16 protein-coding genes are annotated in these 16,030 nt (G+C 68.3%); 4 read left to right on the plus strand and 12 right to left on the minus strand.

All coding sequences use genetic code 11. The features are described from left to right. Positions 1 to 196: 196 nt before the first annotated feature. Together ABD255_RS17005 and ABD255_RS17010 are read left to right on the plus strand one after the other, a co-directional pair. Positions 197 to 1,423, plus strand: coding sequence for a DUF349 domain-containing protein (locus ABD255_RS17005; protein ID WP_344214907.1), 1,227 nt, complete (start codon positions 197 to 199; stop codon positions 1,421 to 1,423). 73 nt (positions 1,424 to 1,496) lie between these two features. Then, complete coding sequence (locus tag ABD255_RS17010; RefSeq protein WP_344214909.1) at positions 1,497 to 2,366, plus strand: endonuclease domain-containing protein; 870 nt, start codon at positions 1,497 to 1,499, stop codon at positions 2,364 to 2,366. A 6-nt stretch (positions 2,367 to 2,372) separates the two neighbouring features. Here the strand turns inward: ABD255_RS17010 and ABD255_RS17015 are convergent, their stop codons facing one another. Next, positions 2,373 to 2,801 (minus strand): DUF4231 domain-containing protein, encoded by a 429-nt coding sequence (locus ABD255_RS17015; RefSeq protein ID WP_344214911.1) that lies wholly within the window; start codon positions 2,799 to 2,801, stop codon positions 2,373 to 2,375. 67 nt (positions 2,802 to 2,868) lie between these two features. Between ABD255_RS17015 and ABD255_RS17020 the strand changes: the two genes are divergently transcribed. Continuing rightward, positions 2,869 to 4,233 (plus strand): TIR domain-containing protein, encoded by a 1,365-nt coding sequence (locus ABD255_RS17020; protein WP_344214913.1) that lies wholly within the window; start codon positions 2,869 to 2,871, stop codon positions 4,231 to 4,233. Beyond that, on the plus strand, positions 4,230 to 4,526 hold the full coding sequence (locus ABD255_RS17025) for a RyR domain-containing protein (RefSeq protein ID WP_344214915.1): 297 nt from the start codon (positions 4,230 to 4,232) through the stop codon (positions 4,524 to 4,526). The genes ABD255_RS17020 and ABD255_RS17025 overlap by 4 nt, the downstream gene beginning before the upstream one ends. A 469-nt stretch (positions 4,527 to 4,995) precedes the next feature. On the opposite strand, the gene ABD255_RS17030 is transcribed toward ABD255_RS17025, so the two are convergent. From ABD255_RS17030 to ABD255_RS17080, 11 genes are all read right to left on the minus strand, one after another. Next, positions 4,996 to 7,386: a RelA/SpoT family protein gene (locus tag ABD255_RS17030; RefSeq protein WP_425554435.1), complete on the minus strand. Its 2,391-nt coding sequence runs from the start codon at positions 7,384 to 7,386 to the stop codon at positions 4,996 to 4,998. Positions 7,387 to 7,505: 119 nt separating this feature from the next. Then, a complete protein-coding gene (locus ABD255_RS17035; protein ID WP_344214917.1) occupies positions 7,506 to 8,045 on the minus strand; it encodes an adenine phosphoribosyltransferase in 540 nt (179 codons plus the stop codon). Further along, a complete protein-coding gene (gene secF, locus ABD255_RS17040; protein WP_344214919.1) occupies positions 8,045 to 9,250 on the minus strand; it encodes a protein translocase subunit SecF in 1,206 nt (401 codons plus the stop codon). The genes ABD255_RS17035 and secF overlap by 1 nt, the downstream gene beginning before the upstream one ends. Next, entirely contained in the window at positions 9,250 to 11,022 is a 1,773-nt protein-coding gene (gene secD, locus ABD255_RS17045; protein ID WP_344214921.1) for a protein translocase subunit SecD, read from the minus strand. The genes secF and secD overlap by 1 nt, the downstream gene beginning before the upstream one ends. Before the next feature lie 84 nt (positions 11,023 to 11,106). Next, on the minus strand, positions 11,107 to 11,580 hold the full coding sequence (gene yajC / locus ABD255_RS17050; RefSeq protein WP_344214923.1) for a preprotein translocase subunit YajC: 474 nt from the start codon (positions 11,578 to 11,580) through the stop codon (positions 11,107 to 11,109). A 162-nt stretch (positions 11,581 to 11,742) separates the two neighbouring features. Then, on the minus strand, positions 11,743 to 12,795 hold the full coding sequence (gene ruvB, locus ABD255_RS17055; protein WP_344214925.1) for a Holliday junction branch migration DNA helicase RuvB: 1,053 nt from the start codon (positions 12,793 to 12,795) through the stop codon (positions 11,743 to 11,745). Positions 12,796 to 12,798: 3 nt separating this feature from the next. Beyond that, complete coding sequence (locus ABD255_RS17060; RefSeq protein ID WP_344214927.1) at positions 12,799 to 12,960, minus strand: hypothetical protein; 162 nt, start codon at positions 12,958 to 12,960, stop codon at positions 12,799 to 12,801. Positions 12,961 to 12,963: 3 nt separating this feature from the next. Continuing rightward, entirely contained in the window at positions 12,964 to 13,566 is a 603-nt protein-coding gene (gene ruvA / locus ABD255_RS17065) for a Holliday junction branch migration protein RuvA (RefSeq protein WP_344214929.1), read from the minus strand. A 43-nt stretch (positions 13,567 to 13,609) separates the two neighbouring features. Beyond that, the gene (gene ruvC / locus ABD255_RS17070; RefSeq protein WP_344214931.1) at positions 13,610 to 14,206 is read right to left on the minus strand and encodes a crossover junction endodeoxyribonuclease RuvC; all 597 of its coding nucleotides are present in this window, start codon (positions 14,204 to 14,206) and stop codon (positions 13,610 to 13,612) included. A gap of 108 nt (positions 14,207 to 14,314) precedes the next feature. Then, positions 14,315 to 15,484 carry a GNAT family N-acetyltransferase gene (locus tag ABD255_RS17075; RefSeq protein ID WP_344214933.1) on the minus strand — a complete coding sequence of 390 codons (1,170 nt, stop codon included), beginning with the start codon at positions 15,482 to 15,484 and terminating at the stop codon, positions 14,315 to 14,317. 41 nt (positions 15,485 to 15,525) lie between these two features. Continuing rightward, positions 15,526 to 15,987 (minus strand): hotdog fold domain-containing protein, encoded by a 462-nt coding sequence (locus tag ABD255_RS17080; RefSeq protein ID WP_344214935.1) that lies wholly within the window; start codon positions 15,985 to 15,987, stop codon positions 15,526 to 15,528. Positions 15,988 to 16,030: the final 43 nt, after the last annotated feature.

Here is a 16,030-nt window from a genome sequence, read left to right on the forward strand (position 1 = left end):
CCACGCCGCGGCCGGGCGCGATTCTGCCTGATTGTGACCGCAACCCCGTTGCGTAGCGGCTGGGAGTTTGTGATTGTTCAGTGATACGCGTGGGGAGGGCTCCCGACGCGCCCAGGTCAGCCCTGTTTGCGCGGATGAACCGGCAACTGACCAGAATGGGCACGAGCGCAGTACATACCGCCGGAAGGGGCGAGTTGTGGCCGAGGAAAGCTGGGGCCGGGTAGCCGAGGACGGAACGGTCTTCGTACGGACCAAGGACGGGGAACGAGCGGTCGGCCAGTGGCCCGACGCGAACCCCGAGGAGGCCCTGGCCTTCTACACCCGCCGGTACGACGCCCTCGCGTTCGAGGTGGATCTGCTGGAGAAGCGGGTCCAGGCGGGCACGGTGTCCCCCGACGACGCCCGGGCCGCGGTGAAGAAGGTGACCGTGGCGATCGACGAGGCCCAGGCCGTCGGCGATCTGGACGGTCTGCGGACCCGGCTCGAGGCGCTCACCCCGCTGGTCGCCCAGCAGCGCGAGAAGAAGAAGGCCGAGCGCGCGGCGAAGGTCGAGGAGGCCCGCGAGGCCAAGACCAAGATCGCCACCGAGGCCGAGATGATCGCGGGCGGCACCGACTGGCGGCACGGCGTCACCCGGCTGCGCGAACTGCTGGACGAGTGGAAGGCGCTCCCCCGGCTCGACAAGTCCAGCGACGACGAACTGTGGCACCGGTTCTCCTCCGCGCGTACGACGTACACCCGGCACCGCAAGCAGCACTTCGCCGAACTGTCCTCCAAGCGCGACGAGGCCGCCGTGGTGAAGGAGCGGCTCGCCGCCGAGGCCGAAGGGCTCTCCTCGTCCACCGACTGGGGCCCGACCTCCGGCCGCTTCCGCGACCTGATGCGGCAGTGGAAGGCGGCCGGTCCCGCTCCCCGCGAGGTCGACGACAAGCTGTGGGCCCGGTTCCGCAGCGCCCAGGACGCCTTCTTCGGCGCCCGCGACGCCGTCCAGGCCGAGGAGAACCAGGAGCAGGTCGCCAACCTGGCCGCCAAGGAAGCCCTGCTGGTCGAGATCGAGGCGATCCTCCCCGTCACCGACGCGAAGGCCGGCCGCGAGCAACTCCGCGACCTGCTCGACCGCTGGGACCAGATCGGCAAGGTCCCGCGCGACTCGATGCGCACCATCGACAGCCGCCTGCGCGCCGTCGAACAGGCCGTCAAGTCCGCCGAGGACGAGGTCTGGAACCGCAGCAACCCCGAGGCCCGCGCCCGCGCCGAAGCCACCGTCAAGCAACTCCAGTCGCTCATCGCCGACCTGGAGAAGCAAGCCGCCAAATACGAGGCCCAAGGCAACACCCGCAAGGCCACCGAGGCACGCGAAGCCATCGCCGCCCGCCGCGAATGGCTGACCCAGGCCCAGAACGCCCTCACCGACTTCAGTTGACGTTGCTGTCCACAGGCCCAGGCCTGTGGACAACCCAAAGCACGGTCGGACCCTGCTGAGCGATCCTGCTGGGATGCTCCCGGCTCACTTCCCCCCGTTCTTCAGCGGCCTGCCGTTCACCGCCCGCCAGGTAGGCAACAAACTCACCTGGCTCCTCGCCGCCGGCGAAATCCGCCAACTTCTCCAAGGTGTGTACGTCGACGCCCAGGTGCCTGAAACCGTCGCCCTCCGAGCGGCGGGCGTCGCCTTGCTGGCCCGGCCGGGAAAGACCGCGTACGGCCAGACCGCCGCCTGGATCCACGGCATCGAAACCACCGCTCTGAACTCAGATTCGGCCGATCGGGTTCCTTTGCAGTGGACCGACACCGCCACCGATGTCGTCGAGATCGCCGGCCTCAGCGTCACCAGCCCACTGGCAACCGCACTCCACCTGGCCAAGCACCTTCCACGCCCGTTCGCGCTGTCAGCAGTCGACGCGATCCTTCGTTCCGGGCTCGTCAAGCTGCAACAGCTACAAACCGCGGTAGAAGGCCACCCCGACGTAGCGGGAATCCACCAAGCCCGCCAGATCGTCAGCCACGCCGACCCCCGAGCCGAGTCCCCCGGCGAATCCTGGCTCCGTCTACGCCTCCGCGACGCAGGCTTCGGCCGCCCGACCCTGCAGATCCCAGTCCAGGGCCCGAACCGCAACTACCGCATCGACATGGGCTACCCGGACCACGTCGACAACGGCCGCCGCCTCGGGCTCGAGTACGACAGCGACCGCTGGCACTCCCGTCCCCGCCAGGAGACGCGCGACGAACACCGCCGCACCGAACTGGAATCCTTCGGCTGGCACATCATCTCCGTCCGCCGCCCCGACCTCTGGGGCCACTACCCCGCCCTGGAACTAGCCGTAGGCGCCTTCCTCAGCACCTGGCCCCGCCTCCCCCGCCGCTGGTAAAACGAGTCAGGGTTTCGGTCGTTCAGCGGCAACCTTGATCCAGCCGGCCATTTCCTCTTGTTCGATCTGGGTGACCGCCTCCGCGAGTTCTTGGTCACGAGTTGCCGGATCGGCATACGGCGGGGCACCGGTGAAGTAGAGCCGGCGCTGGGCCTCGACGGCTTCCCGTGCGCCGCTGTAGCGCAGATAGTTCTCCTGCCAATGGAAGATCGCCCGCAGGCCGGCAAGGACAACGATCAGGGCGCCGAGTACGGCAGGTACACGAGCATCGTTGTTCATCAATGCGGCCGATGCCGGGATGGCCGCAGCAATGACGAGGATCACCGTTTCCTGAAGGCGATAGGCGCGGCGGCAGGTGATTGCGTGCTCGCGGTACCAATTGTAGGAATCGTTCGCGAGCTTCAGTGCATAATTCGGCTCTGCGGCCTCGTTCATCACTGCTCCCCTCCCTCTATCACCTGCCCCCAGCGGCCTTCCTCTGGCATACTCCGGACCCGGGCGGATGTGGTGGGGCCTGCACCTGAGGCCAGAGGGAGAGGACGTGTCGGTGAGAATACCGGCCTACTTCAGTCACAGCTACAGGCACCAAGACCGGGTCGTGAATGAGTTCTTCTGGAACCTGCTGTGGGCGACCGGCCTCACCCTGACTGTCGATCCGGAGTCCGAGTCGCTGTCGATCCCATATCTCGAGTACATGATGAAGCGCAGCGCCGCCTTCGTCGCCGTGGTGACCCGGCGACCGGAGCAGGAGACCTACCAGTGTTCGCCCTTCATGGTGTTCGAGTACGGTCTGGCGGTGCGGGCGCAGAAGCCGAGGCTCGTGTTCGTCGAGAGCGGTGTCTCCAAGGAACTCTTCGGGAGCGGCGACGAGGTTCTCTACTTCACCCGCCAGGCACTGGACCAGATCGAGCCAACTGCGCAGGCAAGGCTCAGCTCGCTGCTCCTGCGAAGCGATCCTGCGACCTCCATCCTGGGTCACGGACTGGGGAAGGTCGGGGTCCTTTTCGGTGATGTCCCGACTTCAGAGCAGTCGAAGAGGCTGCACGCACTGATCCGGCGGTTCGGCTACACCCCTATATCGCTCGATACCCAGATCACCGACTGGTTCAGGCTGTCACTGCAGCTGGACGAGCTCGATTTCATCGTCATAGATCAGAATTCTTCGCGATTGCCGCCGTGGCTGATGCCGTTCATCAACGGCCGGTTCGTACCCAGCATTCTGATCCGGAATCGCGCCGCCGGCGGTACCCAGCCCGCGCATACTCCGACGTCTGAGACGGATGAGCTGCTGGCAAGTGTCGCCCGTGCCGACGACCTGTATGTCCACTACGAAACGACCGCCGAGCTGGAAAGCCGGCTGTCGTTTCATCTCGAAAGGCTGCGGACAGAGCAGACCTTGTTCACCGAGCACGATCAGGGCAGCAGGTACTTCCGAAGTCTCGGACGCCGGCGCGAACGGGTGTTCCTCAGCAATGCCTCAGACGCCAACGAGTGCGGACGGTCCCTCAGCGCCGCACTCAATGCCGAGAACGTGCCGCACTTCCACTACCTCTACCAAACCGATATCGAACTGGCCCGCCTCTGGGCCGACGAGCTGCCGGAGAGAGTGCGTTCCAGTCAGTACTTCGTCATGCTCATCACCGAGAAATACTGGTCGAGCAAGTACTGCTTGAACGAGTATCAGCTCGCTCAGGAGCTGGCGGCCGAAGGCAAGCTGAAGATCATTCCCTACTTCCTTGCGCATTCGACAGCCGACATCCCCCAGCAAGGCCGGGACCTCAGCGAACTCTTCCCCACCGAACAAGCCCGGGTCATCGCGCTCGACCTGGACCGCATGCAGACGGCGGAGGAGGATGCCCGCTCGTGACTGGCACCTATCGGCCTCGTCCACTGGACACTTCAACCGTCGTCCTACCGACGGACTTATCCGCGTTACAGGAGGAGCTGGCAACTAATGCCCATGCAGTCTGGGCAGCTCAACGCCTGCAGGACGGCTGGCGCTACGGCCCGACCCGAGACGACGAAGCCAGAGAGCATCCCTGTTTGGTGCCGTATGAGGAACTCCCGGACTCCGAAAAGGACTACGACCGCAGACTGGTCGGCGAAACCCTACGAGCGGTCCTCGCCCTCGGCTACACGATCCACCCGCCCAACACCTGACTCCATCCCCCGAGGCTTCAGCCCGGGCCCCCCCACCGCTGGTGAAGTCACACGAAGAGGCCGAGCAGCTGGTGGCGAAGACCTTGCCGGGCGATTCCACATCTGGACCTCCTCGGTCGACACCGGTGGCGTGATCCGTTGTGCGTTCCGATTCGCATTCGGACTCGGACTCGCGGCAGGCCAAGGCGACCCGAACCCAACAATCCCCCTTTGGATCCACCGACCCGCAGGCAATCGAGCCCTACGAAGGCATCCGATCCGCCCCGTAGCGCATGCCCGGCACCAGACGACATCCTCAGCCCCCAGCCGCTTGACACGGACCTGCCCACGATCCCGGCAACGGGTCCCACCCCAGCCAACCGCCACCCACTGACCGTCACCCGACCGGCAACCCCAGCCGAAGCTCCCCAGCACCCAAGAACCCAAGAACCCGCTCACGAACCCGGGGACGGGGTTTGGGTGCCTGCTCTTACTGGGTTACTCGGTAGACGTCGAAGACGCCTTCGACTGAGCGGACGGCCTTGAGGACGTGGCCCAGGTGGGTGGGGTCGCCCATTTCGAAGGTGAAGCGGGACTTGGCGATGCGGTCCCGGGTGGTGGTGAGGGCTGCCGAGAGGATGTTGACGTGGTAGTCGGAGAGGACCCGGGTGATGTCGGAGAGGAGGCGGGCTCGGTCCAGGGCCTCTACCTGGATGGCCACCAGGAAGACGGACTGGGCGGTGGGGGCCCACTCGACCTCGACGATGCGTTCCGGTTGGGTCTGGAGGTTCTCCACGTTGGCGCAGTCGGCTCGGTGCACCGAGACGCCGGCGCCGCGGGTGACCCAGCCGATGATCTCGTCACCGGGCACCGGAGTACAGCAGCGGGCCAGCTTCGACAGGATGTCCGACGTGCCCTTGACGATGACGCCGGCGTCGCCACGGGCGGTGCGCTTGCGCCGCTCACGGGTCTGCGGCAGGCGCAGGCCCTCGGCGAGATCCTCGGCCGCACCCTCCTCGCCGCCATACGTCTCGATCAAACGCCGTACTACGGCCTGCGCGCTGACGTGGCTCTCACCGACAGCCGCATACAGCCCGGTCACGTCCGGGTAGCGCAGGGAGTTCGCCACCGCGGTCAGGGTCTCGTGGGACAGCAGGCGCTGGAGCGGCAGGCCCTCCTTGCGGAGTTGCTTCGCGATCGCGTCCTTGCCGTGCTCGATCGCCTCGTCGCGGCGTTCCTTGCTGAACCAGTGCTTGATCTTGTTCCGCGCTCGCGGGCTCTTGACGAAGGTCAGCCAGTCGCGGGACGGGCCGGCACCCTGCGCCTTCGAGGTGAAGACCTCGACCACGTCGCCGTTCTCGAGCGTGCTCTCCAGCGGGACGAGCCGGCCGTTCACCCGGGCGCCGATACAGCGGTGCCCGACCTCGGTGTGGATCGCGTAGGCGAAGTCCACCGGCGACGATCCGGTCGGCAGCGACATCACGTCGCCGCGCGGGGTGAAGACGTAGACCTCGGAATTGTTGATCTCGAACCGCAGCGAGTCGAGGAACTCCGACGGGTCGGAGGTCTCCCGCTGCCAGTCGACCAGTTGCCGGACCCACGGCATGTCGTTCGGGGCGCCGATCTCGGTGCTCGGCGGGGCGCCGACCTCGGGCGCCGGCGAGTTCGGGTCTTCCTTGTACTTCCAGTGCGCGGCGATGCCGTACTCCGCGCGGCGGTGCATCGAGAAGGACCGGATCTGCAACTCCACCGGCTTGCCCTGCGGGCCGATCACGGTGGTGTGCAGCGACTGGTACATGTTGAACTTCGGCATCGCGATGTAGTCCTTGAACCGGCCGGGCACCGGATTCCACCGCGCGTGCAGCACACCCAGCGCGGCATAACAGTCCCGGACCGACTCGACCAGCACGCGGATGCCGACCAGGTCGTAGATGTCGCCGAACTCGCGGCCGCGGACGATCATCTTCTGGTAGATCGAGTAGTAGTGCTTCGGCCGGCCGGTGACGGTGGCCTTCACCTTGGCGGCGCGCAGGTCCTCGTGCACCTGGTCGATCACCGAGGCCAGGTACTCGTCGCGGGACGGCGCGCGCTCGGCGACCAGCCGGACGATCTCGTCGTACACCTTCGGGTGCAGGGTCGAGAAGGACAGGTCCTCGAGCTCCCACTTGATCGTGTTCATACCCAGCCGGTGGGCCAGCGGGGCGTAGATCTCCAGCGTCTCGCGGGCGATCCGCTCCTGCTTCTCCTGCCGCAGGAAGCCCAGCGTGCGCATGTTGTGCAGCCGGTCGGCGAGCTTGATCACCAGCACCCGGATGTCCTTGGCCATCGCGACGACCATCTTGCGGATCGTCTCGGCCTGCGCAGACTCGCCGTACTTGACCTTGTCCAGCTTGGTCACGCCGTCGACCAGCATGGCGATCTCTTCGCTGAAGTCCTTGGTCAGCTGCTCGATCGTGTAGTCGGTGTCCTCGACCGTGTCGTGCAGCAGCGCCGCGCACAGCGTCGGGGCGGTCATACCGAGCTCGGCCAGGATCGTCGCCACCGCGAGCGGGTGGGTGATGTAGGCGTCGCCGCTCTTGCGGAGCTGGCCGGTGTGGTGCTTCTCGGCGGTCCGGTAGGCGCGCTCGATGATCGCCAGGTCGGCCTTGGGGTGGGTCGCCCGGACCACCCGGAAGAGCGGTTCGAGCATCGGCGCCCGGTTCGGGTGCCGGGTGCCGCCGAGCCGCGCCAGCCGGGCGCGTACGCGGGCCGGAGCGATCCGGGGAGGCTGCGCCGACGGCGGCGCGGGCGGGGCTGGAGACGGCGAAGGACTGGCCGCCGCGCGGCTTACAGGCGCGCGAGGAGGCTCATGCGGCACCACGTCCGGCACCGCTGAAGTCATCGCCGGGTCTTCGCCCACGTTGTGTCCCTCCGCCGACAGACCACCAGTCTAGGGGGAACCCGCCAGCGCGGTTGACACGGGCTGTGGACAACACGCCGGGGTCATGTGTCCGGCTGACTTCAGACAGTGACGAGAGCGGTCAACTGCTCCCCGGCGAGCCGCTCGCGGCCCGGCAGGAAGGACAGCTCCAGCAGCACCGTCGTGCCGACCACCTCGGCGCCACAGCGCCGTACCAGCCGCAAGCAGGCCTCGACGGTGCCACCTGTCGCCAGTACGTCGTCGATCACCAGCACCCGGTCACCGGGCTCGAAAGCGTCCTGGTGGACCTCGATGGACGCCTCGCCGTACTCCAGCGCGTACGACTCCTCGTACGTCGCCGCCGGCAGCTTGCCCTTCTTGCGGACCGGGACGAATCCCGCGCCGAGGGCCAGCGCGACCGGCGCGGCCAGGATGAAGCCACGGGCCTCGATCCCGACCACCTTGTCGATCACCGCGTTCCCGTCCGCGTCCCGGCCGGACTCGGCCAGCGCGTCCACGACCTGGGCGAAGCCGCCGTGGTCCGCCAGCAGCGGGGTGATGTCCTTGAACATCACCCCCGCCTGCGGGTAGTCCGGGATGTCGCGAATGCCGTCGGTGAGGACCTGTTCCAGCGAGCGCATCACTTACCGCGCTTGGACCGCGGCTTGCGGGTGGGCTGCGGGCGTCCGGCCGAACTTTTCGCCTTGATCGGACGACTCGACGTGACCGGCGCACCGGCCTTCGGGCTCGGCCGGTCCTGCTTGCCCGACTTGGCCGGCGATCCACCCGTCATCACGGTGGCACCACCGCCGGCACCCGCACCCGCGGCGACCGGCACCGCAGTACCGGCGGCGGCCGCACCGGCGCTGGCCCGCTTGGCCAGCACCCGGCGGCGCAGCGCCTGCATGCCCGGCTCGCGCTCCTTGAACATCGCCAGCAGCGCCGGAGCGATGAAGATCGACGAGTACGCACCGATGGCGATACCGACGAACAGCGCCAGCGACAGGTCCTTCAGCGGGCCGGTGCCGAGCACGACCGTGCCGACCACGAGGATCGACCCGACCGGCAGCAGCGCGATCAGAGTGGTGTTGATCGATCGGACGATGGTCTGGTTGACCGCGAGGTTGGTCGCGTCGCTGTAGGTGTAGCGGTTCGAGCCGGTGATGCCGCGGGTGTTCTCCCGGACCTTGTCGAACACCACGACCGTGTCGTACAGCGAGTACCCGAGGATGGTCAGTACGCCGATGACGGTGGCGGGCGTGACGTCGAACCCGATCAGCGCGTAGACGCCGATCGTGATCAGGACGTCGTGCAGCAGCGCGATGATCGCCGCCATCGAGGCCTTGGGTTCTCGGAAGTAGGCCCAGATCACCCCGAACACCAGGACCAGGAACACGATCAGCGCCAGGATCGCCTTGTTCGCGATCTGCTCACCCCAGGAGGCGCCGATCTGCGACGTGCTGACCTGGTCGGCGGCCACGCCGACCTCCTGGCCGATCGCCCCCCGGACCTTGCCGATGTCGTCCTGGCTCAGCGGCCGGGTCTGCACCCGGACCTTGTCCGAGCCGATGGTGGTGACGATCGGGTCGCCCAGGTCCTTGGCGTTGGTCTCCTTCACCGCGGCGGTGACCTCGTCCACGGTGTCGCTGGTGACCTTGACGTTCGCCTGGTACTCGACGCCGCCCTTGAACTCGATGCCGAGCGCCAGGCCGCGGGCGAACAGACCGATCAGCGAGATCGCCACCAGGGCGATCGAGACACCGAACCAGATCTTGCGCTTGCCGATGAAGTCGTAGGAGACCTCGCCGCGGTGCAGCCGGGCTCCGATGGTTCCGAGCTTCGACATCAGACCTCGCCTCCCACGGGCTTGCGCGTCGACCGCGACTTGGCGGCCGGGCGGGCCGCCGGTTTCATCTGGCCGGGCAGCCGTTCGACGCCCAGGTGCTCGGGGTCGAGGCCGGACAACTTGTGGCCGTGGCCGAAGAAGTCGGTCCGGGCCAGCAGGGTGACCAGCGGCTTGGTGAAGATGAACACGATCACCAGGTCGATCAGGGTGGTCAGGCCGAGCGTGAACGCGAAGCCCTTCACGCTGCCGACCGCGAGGATGTAGAGCACCACGGCCGCGAGCAGCGAGATCGAGTCGGCCGCGATGATGGTGTGCTTGGCGCGGGCCCAGCCGGTTTCCACCGAGGAACGCAGGCTGCGGCCTTCCCGTACTTCGTCGCGCAGCCGTTCGAAGTAGATGACGAACGAGTCCGCGGTGATACCGATGGCGACGATCAGACCGGCGATGCCGGCCAGCGTCAGGGTGAAGCCCATTGTCTTGCCGAGCAGCACCACCGACGCGTAGGTGAGCGCCGCGGCCGCGCCCAGCGAGGCCACGACGACCAGGCCCAGGCCGCGGTAGTACAGGAACGAGAAGATGACGACCAGCACCAGGCCGATCAGGCCGGCGGTGACACCGGCCGACAACTGGTCACCACCGAGTTGCGGGGAGATCGTCGAGACCTCGGAGATGTCGAACGAGACCGGCAGCGCGCCGTACTTCAGCACGTTCGACAGGTCCCGCGCCTCGGCCTCGGTGAACGACCCGGTGATCTGGGCCTCGCCACCCGGGATCGGGGCGCTGACGCTCGGGGTGGAGATGGTCTCGCCGTCCAGCACGATCGCGAACAGGTTCTGGCCCTGGCCGCGCTGCGCGATCGCGGTGGTGGCCTTGAGGAACTTGTCGCCGCCCTCGCCGGTGAACTTGAGGTTGACCTGCCACTGGAAGCCGCCCTGCGGGATGCCCGCGGTGGCGTCGGACAGGTCGGTGCCCAGCAGGATCGCCGGGCCGAGCAGGTACTTCGTCGCCTTGTCGCGGTCGCAGGAGATCAGCGGCTTGTTCGGCTCGTCGGGCGGCGCCGGCTTGTCACACGTGTACGCCGCGAACGCGGCCTGGGTGGCTGCGTCGGGCTGGTAGGCGAGCGGGTCGCCGGAGTTCGCCGGCGGGGCCGAGGGGGTCGTCGCAGGCGGGGTGGCCGGCGGCGTCGCGGCGGGGGTGGCCGGCGTGCTCGGCTTGGCCGACGGGGTCGGCGTGGGGTCCGCCTCGGCGAGGGCGCTGCTCCAGGCCCGGCCGTTCGGGGTGGCCGTCGGGGTCGGCGGCTTCGCCGTCGTGGACGGCTTGGCACTCGGCTTCGGCGTGGTCGACGGCTTCGTGCTCGGCGTGGGCGACGGCGGCGTGGCGGGCACCGGAGTACCGGCCTGGGCGTCGTAGACGACCCGGAAGTACAGCAGCGCGGTCTGGCCGACCTGCTTCACCAGACTGTCCTGGCTGGCGCCCGGCACGGCCACGGTGATGTGGTTCGAGCCCGAGGTGGCGATCTCGGCCTCACCGACACCGGCACCGTTCACGCGCTGGGAGATGATGTTCTTCGCCTCGCCCAGCTGCTCCGGCGTCACCGCGCCGCCGCCGGCCAGCGACTTGGCGGTCAGCGTGATGGTGGTGCCACCACGCAGGTCCAGACCGAGCTTGGGCTTCCACGTCGTGGTGAGCGCCATGATCCCGAACAGCAGGACCAGGACGACACCCAGGACGATCAGTAGCCGCCCGGGGCGGGATGTCGTCGTCGTTGCCACGTCAGATTTCAACCTTTGCGCTACTGGGCGCACCACAGCGTCTCGGAGACGCTCGCGCGCCGCACGCCGATAGGACGGAAAAGATCAGTTCTCGGTGTGCGTGGGAGGCAGCTTGGACTTGTCCTGGACCTTCTCGGTCCCGGCGTCCGGCACCTCGACGGTGTCCTTGGCCTCGTCCTTGACCTCGGTCGTGACCGGGGCCGGCTCCTCGGCGGTCTCGACGACGGCCTCATCCGTCGTCTCGTCCGCGGCGTCGTCGACCTCGTCCGGGATCACCCGGCCGATCGCGTTCTTGACGAACTGGACCAGCACGCCGTCGGAGATCTCCAGCGTGACGTACTCGTCGTCGACCTCCTCGACGATGCCGACCTGGCCACTGGTGGTGATCACCTTCGTACCCGGCTGCAGGGAGGCGACCGTGTCGGCCTGCCGCTGACGCTGCTTGCGCTGCGTACGGCTCATGAACCAGATCATCCCGACGATCAGGATCAGCGGAAGCAGGAGCGTGATGCCCGAGCCACCTCCGGAGGAGGCCATCGGTGCGGCGATCAAAACCATCGGGACTCAGAATCCTTCGTCGAGAGTACGGGGGCCCGGCACGCACTGCTCAAGCGCGCAGGTCGCGGCGGGATGGTCCGGGGTACGGGCCACCGGGGAGTCTAACCCTGGGCGGCAACAAGTACCGCATGACAGGGGGTCACGTTTGAGTTACTCGTTTCCTTATTCGTCGTCGGTGTCGAACAGGGTGTCCGCGAAGGTCGCGCCCTTCGGAACGGTCAGCCCGAGGTGCCGCCAGGCCGCCGGAGTGGCGACGCGGCCACGCGGCGTACGGGCCAGATAGCCCGACCGGACCAGGAACGGCTCGGCCACTTCCTCCACGGTCTCACGTTCCTCGCCAACCGCAACCGCCAGCGTCGACAGGCCCACCGGTCCCCCGCCGAATCGCCGGCACAGCGCGTCCAGAACGGACCGGTCCAGCCGGTCGAGCCCCATCTTGTCCACCTCGTACAACTCCAGGGCGGCCTTGGACAGAGCGAGCGTGACGATGCCGTCGGCCCGCACCTCCGCGTAGTCGCGGACGCGCCGCAGCAACCGGTTCGCGATCCGGGGTGTGCCCCGCGACCGGGACGCGATCTCGGCGGCAGCCTCGGCGGTGATGTCGACCTCGAGCAGTGCCGCGGACCGGTTGACGATCTTCTCCAGTTCGGCGGCGTCGTAGAACTCCAGGTGCCCGGTGAACCCGAACCGGTCCCGCAGCGGACCGGGCAGCAGCCCGGCCCGGGTGGTCGCGCCGACCAGCGTGAACGGCGGGATCTCCAGCGGGATCGCGGTGGCGCCGGGGCCCTTGCCGACGATCACGTCGACGCGGAAGTCCTCCATCGCCATGTAGAGCAGTTCCTCGGCCGGCCGCGACATCCGGTGGATCTCGTCGAGGAACAGCACCTCGCCCTCGTTCAGCCCGGACAGGATCGCGGCCAGGTCACCCGCGTGCTGGATGGCCGGACCGCTCGTCACCCGCAGCGGCGCCGACAGTTCGCTGGCGATGATCATCGCGAGCGTCGTCTTGCCCAGCCCGGGCGGACCCGACAGCAGCACGTGGTCCGGCGCGCGGTTGCGGCCCCGGGCGGCGTGCAGGACGAGTTCCAACTGCTCGCTGACCCGGCGCTGTCCACCGAACTCGGCCAGCGTCCGGGGCCGGAGCGCGGACTCGATCTTGCGCTCCTCGAGGTCCGCCACATCCGCGGAAACCAGCGGCCTGACGTTGTCTTCCATCCGCTACGCCCTCTCGGTCCGTCGCCACGGGCAAAGCGCAGGATCCGCGCCGATCACGCCGGCCGCGCCGGCCGCACCGATCACGCCGATCACGCCGGCCGCGCCGGCCGCGCCGGTCGCGCCAATCGCGCGGCCTTCGCTCAGGTGCCGCGGTGGATTCTTCACCAGCTACGCCTTCGACAGCGCGCGCAGCGCGGCTCGGAGGAGGTCGGGGACTGAGGGCTCGGCTGTGTCCGCGGCGAGCGGCGAGACGGCGATGACCGCGTCGTCCGCGTCGCAGGCGGACCAGCCGAGGCCGAGCAAACCGGCGTGGACCTGGTCGCGCCAGGCCTCGGCCGACTGCAACGGGCGCCCGGCCACCGTCCTGGACGGCGCGCCGATCTTGTCCTTCAACTCCAGCACCAACCGCTGCGCCACCTTCTTGCCTACACCGGGGATCTTCACGAGCATGGCCAGATCCTCGGACGCCACGGCTTGCCGGAGCTGGTCAGGGCTCAGCACGGCCAGGGCCGCCTGCGCCAGCTTCGGGCCGACGCCCGACGCGGTCTGAAGCAGCTCGAACAGTTCCTTCTCGTCGGCGTCCGCGAAGCCGTAGAGGGTCAGCGAGTCCTCGCGCACCACCATCGACGTGGCCAGCTTGAACTCCTGCCCCGGCCGCAGGGTCGCCAACGTGCCCGGGTGACAGTAGAGCTGCAGCCCGACTCCCCCGACCTCGATCACGCAGCTGTCCAGCCCGATCGCGGCCACCGGCCCGCGCACGAACGCGATCATTCCGTCTCTCCTCGCACCCGGATCGGGTCAGCCACGACCACGATCATCGCCTACCTTCCTGCGCGGCCACCGCGGCCCGCAGCCTCGCCACCTGCAGGCGGGACTGGGCCTGCGCCAACGCCTCGGCTCCGCCGCGGCTGCCGGCCGCCTCCTGGAGCCGGTTCGGCACGCCACCGCGCCAGACGTGACAGATCGCCAGGGCCAGCGCGTCCGCCGCGTCCGCGGGGGTCGGCCGCTCGGCCAGCTTGAGGATCCGGGTCACCATCGTGGTCACCTGCTCCTTGTCGGCCCGGCCCGAGCCGGTCACCGCGGCCTTCACCTCGCTCGGCGTGTGCAGCGCCACCGGCAGCCCCCGGCGCGCGGCGACCACCATCGCGATGCCGGAGGCCTGGGCCGTGCCCATCACCGTCCGCACGTTGTGCTGCGCGAACACCCGCTCGACCGCGACCGCGTCCGGCCGGTGCTCCTCGATCCACTCCTCGATCCCGGCCTCGATCCGGACCAGCCGCTTGGCCACGTCCAGATCGGCCGGCGTCCGGATCACCCCGACCGCCACCAGCCTGGGCGGCCGGCCGGGGGTGCCCTCGACGATGCCGAGGCCGCACCGGGTCAGTCCCGGGTCGACGCCGAGCACTCGCATGGACCACCTCCGAACGTTTGTTCGACAACCCTAGACGCCCGGTGACAGGCCGCGAAATCGACGCGCCGAGGCCTGTGGACGACCGATTTCAGGGGTGAACCGGCCGGATCAGAAGAAGTCCAGCATGTACGACGTACCGCCGGCGAAGGCCGAGTCGATCGCCCCGTCGGCGCCGGTGGAACCACCAGAAGCAAGGCCCGCTTTGCGGAGGGACGCGAGCGGCGTACCGGCGTACAGGGCGGCTAGTCCGCGAGCTCCGAGGCGCAGGGCGTCGCCAGAGCCGGTAGAAGCGGTCAGAGCGCCGGAGCCCTTGGCAACGGACAGGTGCCAGCGCCCGTTGTTCCCAGCGACCTCAGCGTCCTCCAACTCAAGATCAACTTCCAGCGAGGCACCCGGCGTGAAACCGCGGCCGGAGATGGCCGCCGGGGCGTCGAGCATGCGCAGCATCCACCGCTGGATCTGCGCCTGCTTGTCGGCTTCGCGGTCGACCAGCAGGTGCACGGGATCGTTCGGGACGACGTAGGCCTTCACATTGGTGGCGATGGACGAGCCGGAGCCCACGGTCGCCCACAGAGCCCGGGCGGTGGCTTCCGAGCCGGCGATGATCTCGTCGACGCACAGGTCACCGTCGTCCCAGTTGTAGACGACGAAGCCGTCGTCGGCGAGATAGCCGAAGTTGTCCTCGTCCCCGAGCCACTCGGCCACCTTGGACTCGGCCCAGACGAGCGGACCGTTGACCAGCGCGGCGCTGTTCGATTGCGCCACCAGTTCCAGCAGCCGACCGGCGTCGGCCGCGCCGGCCCGGCGGATGCTCACGTCCTTGCCGCCGAGTGAGCGCAGATCCGCCGCAGGGAAGGTGAAGCGGTACCGCCCGCCACCGAACTCGTAGCCCAGGTGCCGGTAGATCACCGTGGTCGCCGGATAGAGCGCCGTGATCGGCAGCCCCTTCTCGATGCTGCGGGCAAGCACACCGCGCATCAACTTGCTGCCGACCCCACGACCCCTGTACTCCGGCGAGACCACCACGCTCGCGATCCCCGCCATCGGCACCTTGCGGCCGCCCCACCACTGCTCGAAGGCCCAGATCCGGGCTGCGGCGACCACCTCGTCACCGGCCGCGACGCCGACGTAGCGGCCGTCGTCGATGAACTCCTGGGCGTCCTTGATCCACTCTTCCCGATTGGCGGCCGCCAACGGTCCGAACGACCTGGATCGGACCCGGATGACGTCGTCGAGGTGCTCTTTGGCGATGTCGACGAACCGCAGCGCATCAGTCACAGCCAGACCCTACGACGTGCTCCCCCGGACCCGCGAAGCGATTACTTCTTGTCGGTGACCCAGAGATTGATGACGCCCTGTACTACGACCGTCCCGTCGGCCCGGGTGGCCTTCACCTGGACCGGTACGTCGGGGCCTGCCGTCCACGCGTCCGGGTCGGTCTCGGCCGAGCAGGTGAGGTCCGAGGTGGACTTGGCGAGGTACGCGACCTCCATGCCCTTCGGCAGCCAGCGCTTACCGCTGGGGACGGTCGCCTCGGCCAGCGCACCCATGGCCGCCTCCAGCCCGTTGCAGACGGCGATGGCGTGCACGGTGCCGATGTGGTTCTGCACAGCCCGCCGCTTCGGCAGCACGAGGGACGCGTAGTTCGGGCTCACCTGGATGAACCGCGGCCGCACCGACCGGAAGTACGGCGCCTTCCACGTGAACGCCACCGAGAACAGCCGCGAGCCACCCGGGACTCCGCGCAGCCTCTCCCACATGCCCAGCACCTCGTTCGCCATGCCGAGAGATGTTACTCGTGAGTCACTTAACTGTCGAGCATCC

The organism is Kribbella sancticallisti (genome assembly GCF_039530625.1).
In the GTDB taxonomy this organism is placed as follows: domain Bacteria; phylum Actinomycetota; class Actinomycetes; order Propionibacteriales; family Kribbellaceae; genus Kribbella; species Kribbella sancticallisti.

Excerpts from the sequence above, each read along its gene's own strand:
- ABD255_RS17030 (WP_425554435.1), bottom strand. The coding sequence starts at position 7,386 with ATGACTTCAGCGGTGCCGGACGTGGTGCCGCATGAGCCTCCTCGCGCG.
- secF (WP_344214919.1), bottom strand. The coding sequence starts at position 9,250 with ATGTCGAAGCTCGGAACCATCGGAGCCCGGCTGCACCGCGGCGAGGTC.
- ABD255_RS17035 (WP_344214917.1), bottom strand. The coding sequence starts at position 8,045 with ATGCGCTCGCTGGAACAGGTCCTCACCGACGGCATTCGCGACATCCCG.
- ruvC (WP_344214931.1), bottom strand. The coding sequence starts at position 14,206 with ATGCGAGTGCTCGGCGTCGACCCGGGACTGACCCGGTGCGGCCTCGGC.
- ABD255_RS17020 (WP_344214913.1), top strand. The coding sequence starts at position 2,869 with ATGTGGTGGGGCCTGCACCTGAGGCCAGAGGGAGAGGACGTGTCGGTG.
- ABD255_RS17080 (WP_344214935.1), bottom strand. The coding sequence starts at position 15,987 with ATGGCGAACGAGGTGCTGGGCATGTGGGAGAGGCTGCGCGGAGTCCCG.
- ABD255_RS17010 (WP_344214909.1), top strand. The coding sequence starts at position 1,497 with ATGCTCCCGGCTCACTTCCCCCCGTTCTTCAGCGGCCTGCCGTTCACC.
- ABD255_RS17015 (WP_344214911.1), bottom strand. The coding sequence starts at position 2,801 with ATGAACGAGGCCGCAGAGCCGAATTATGCACTGAAGCTCGCGAACGAT.
- yajC (WP_344214923.1), bottom strand. The coding sequence starts at position 11,580 with ATGGTTTTGATCGCCGCACCGATGGCCTCCTCCGGAGGTGGCTCGGGC.
- ruvB (WP_344214925.1), bottom strand. The coding sequence starts at position 12,795 with ATGGAAGACAACGTCAGGCCGCTGGTTTCCGCGGATGTGGCGGACCTC.
- ruvA (WP_344214929.1), bottom strand. The coding sequence starts at position 13,566 with ATGATCGCGTTCGTGCGCGGGCCGGTGGCCGCGATCGGGCTGGACAGC.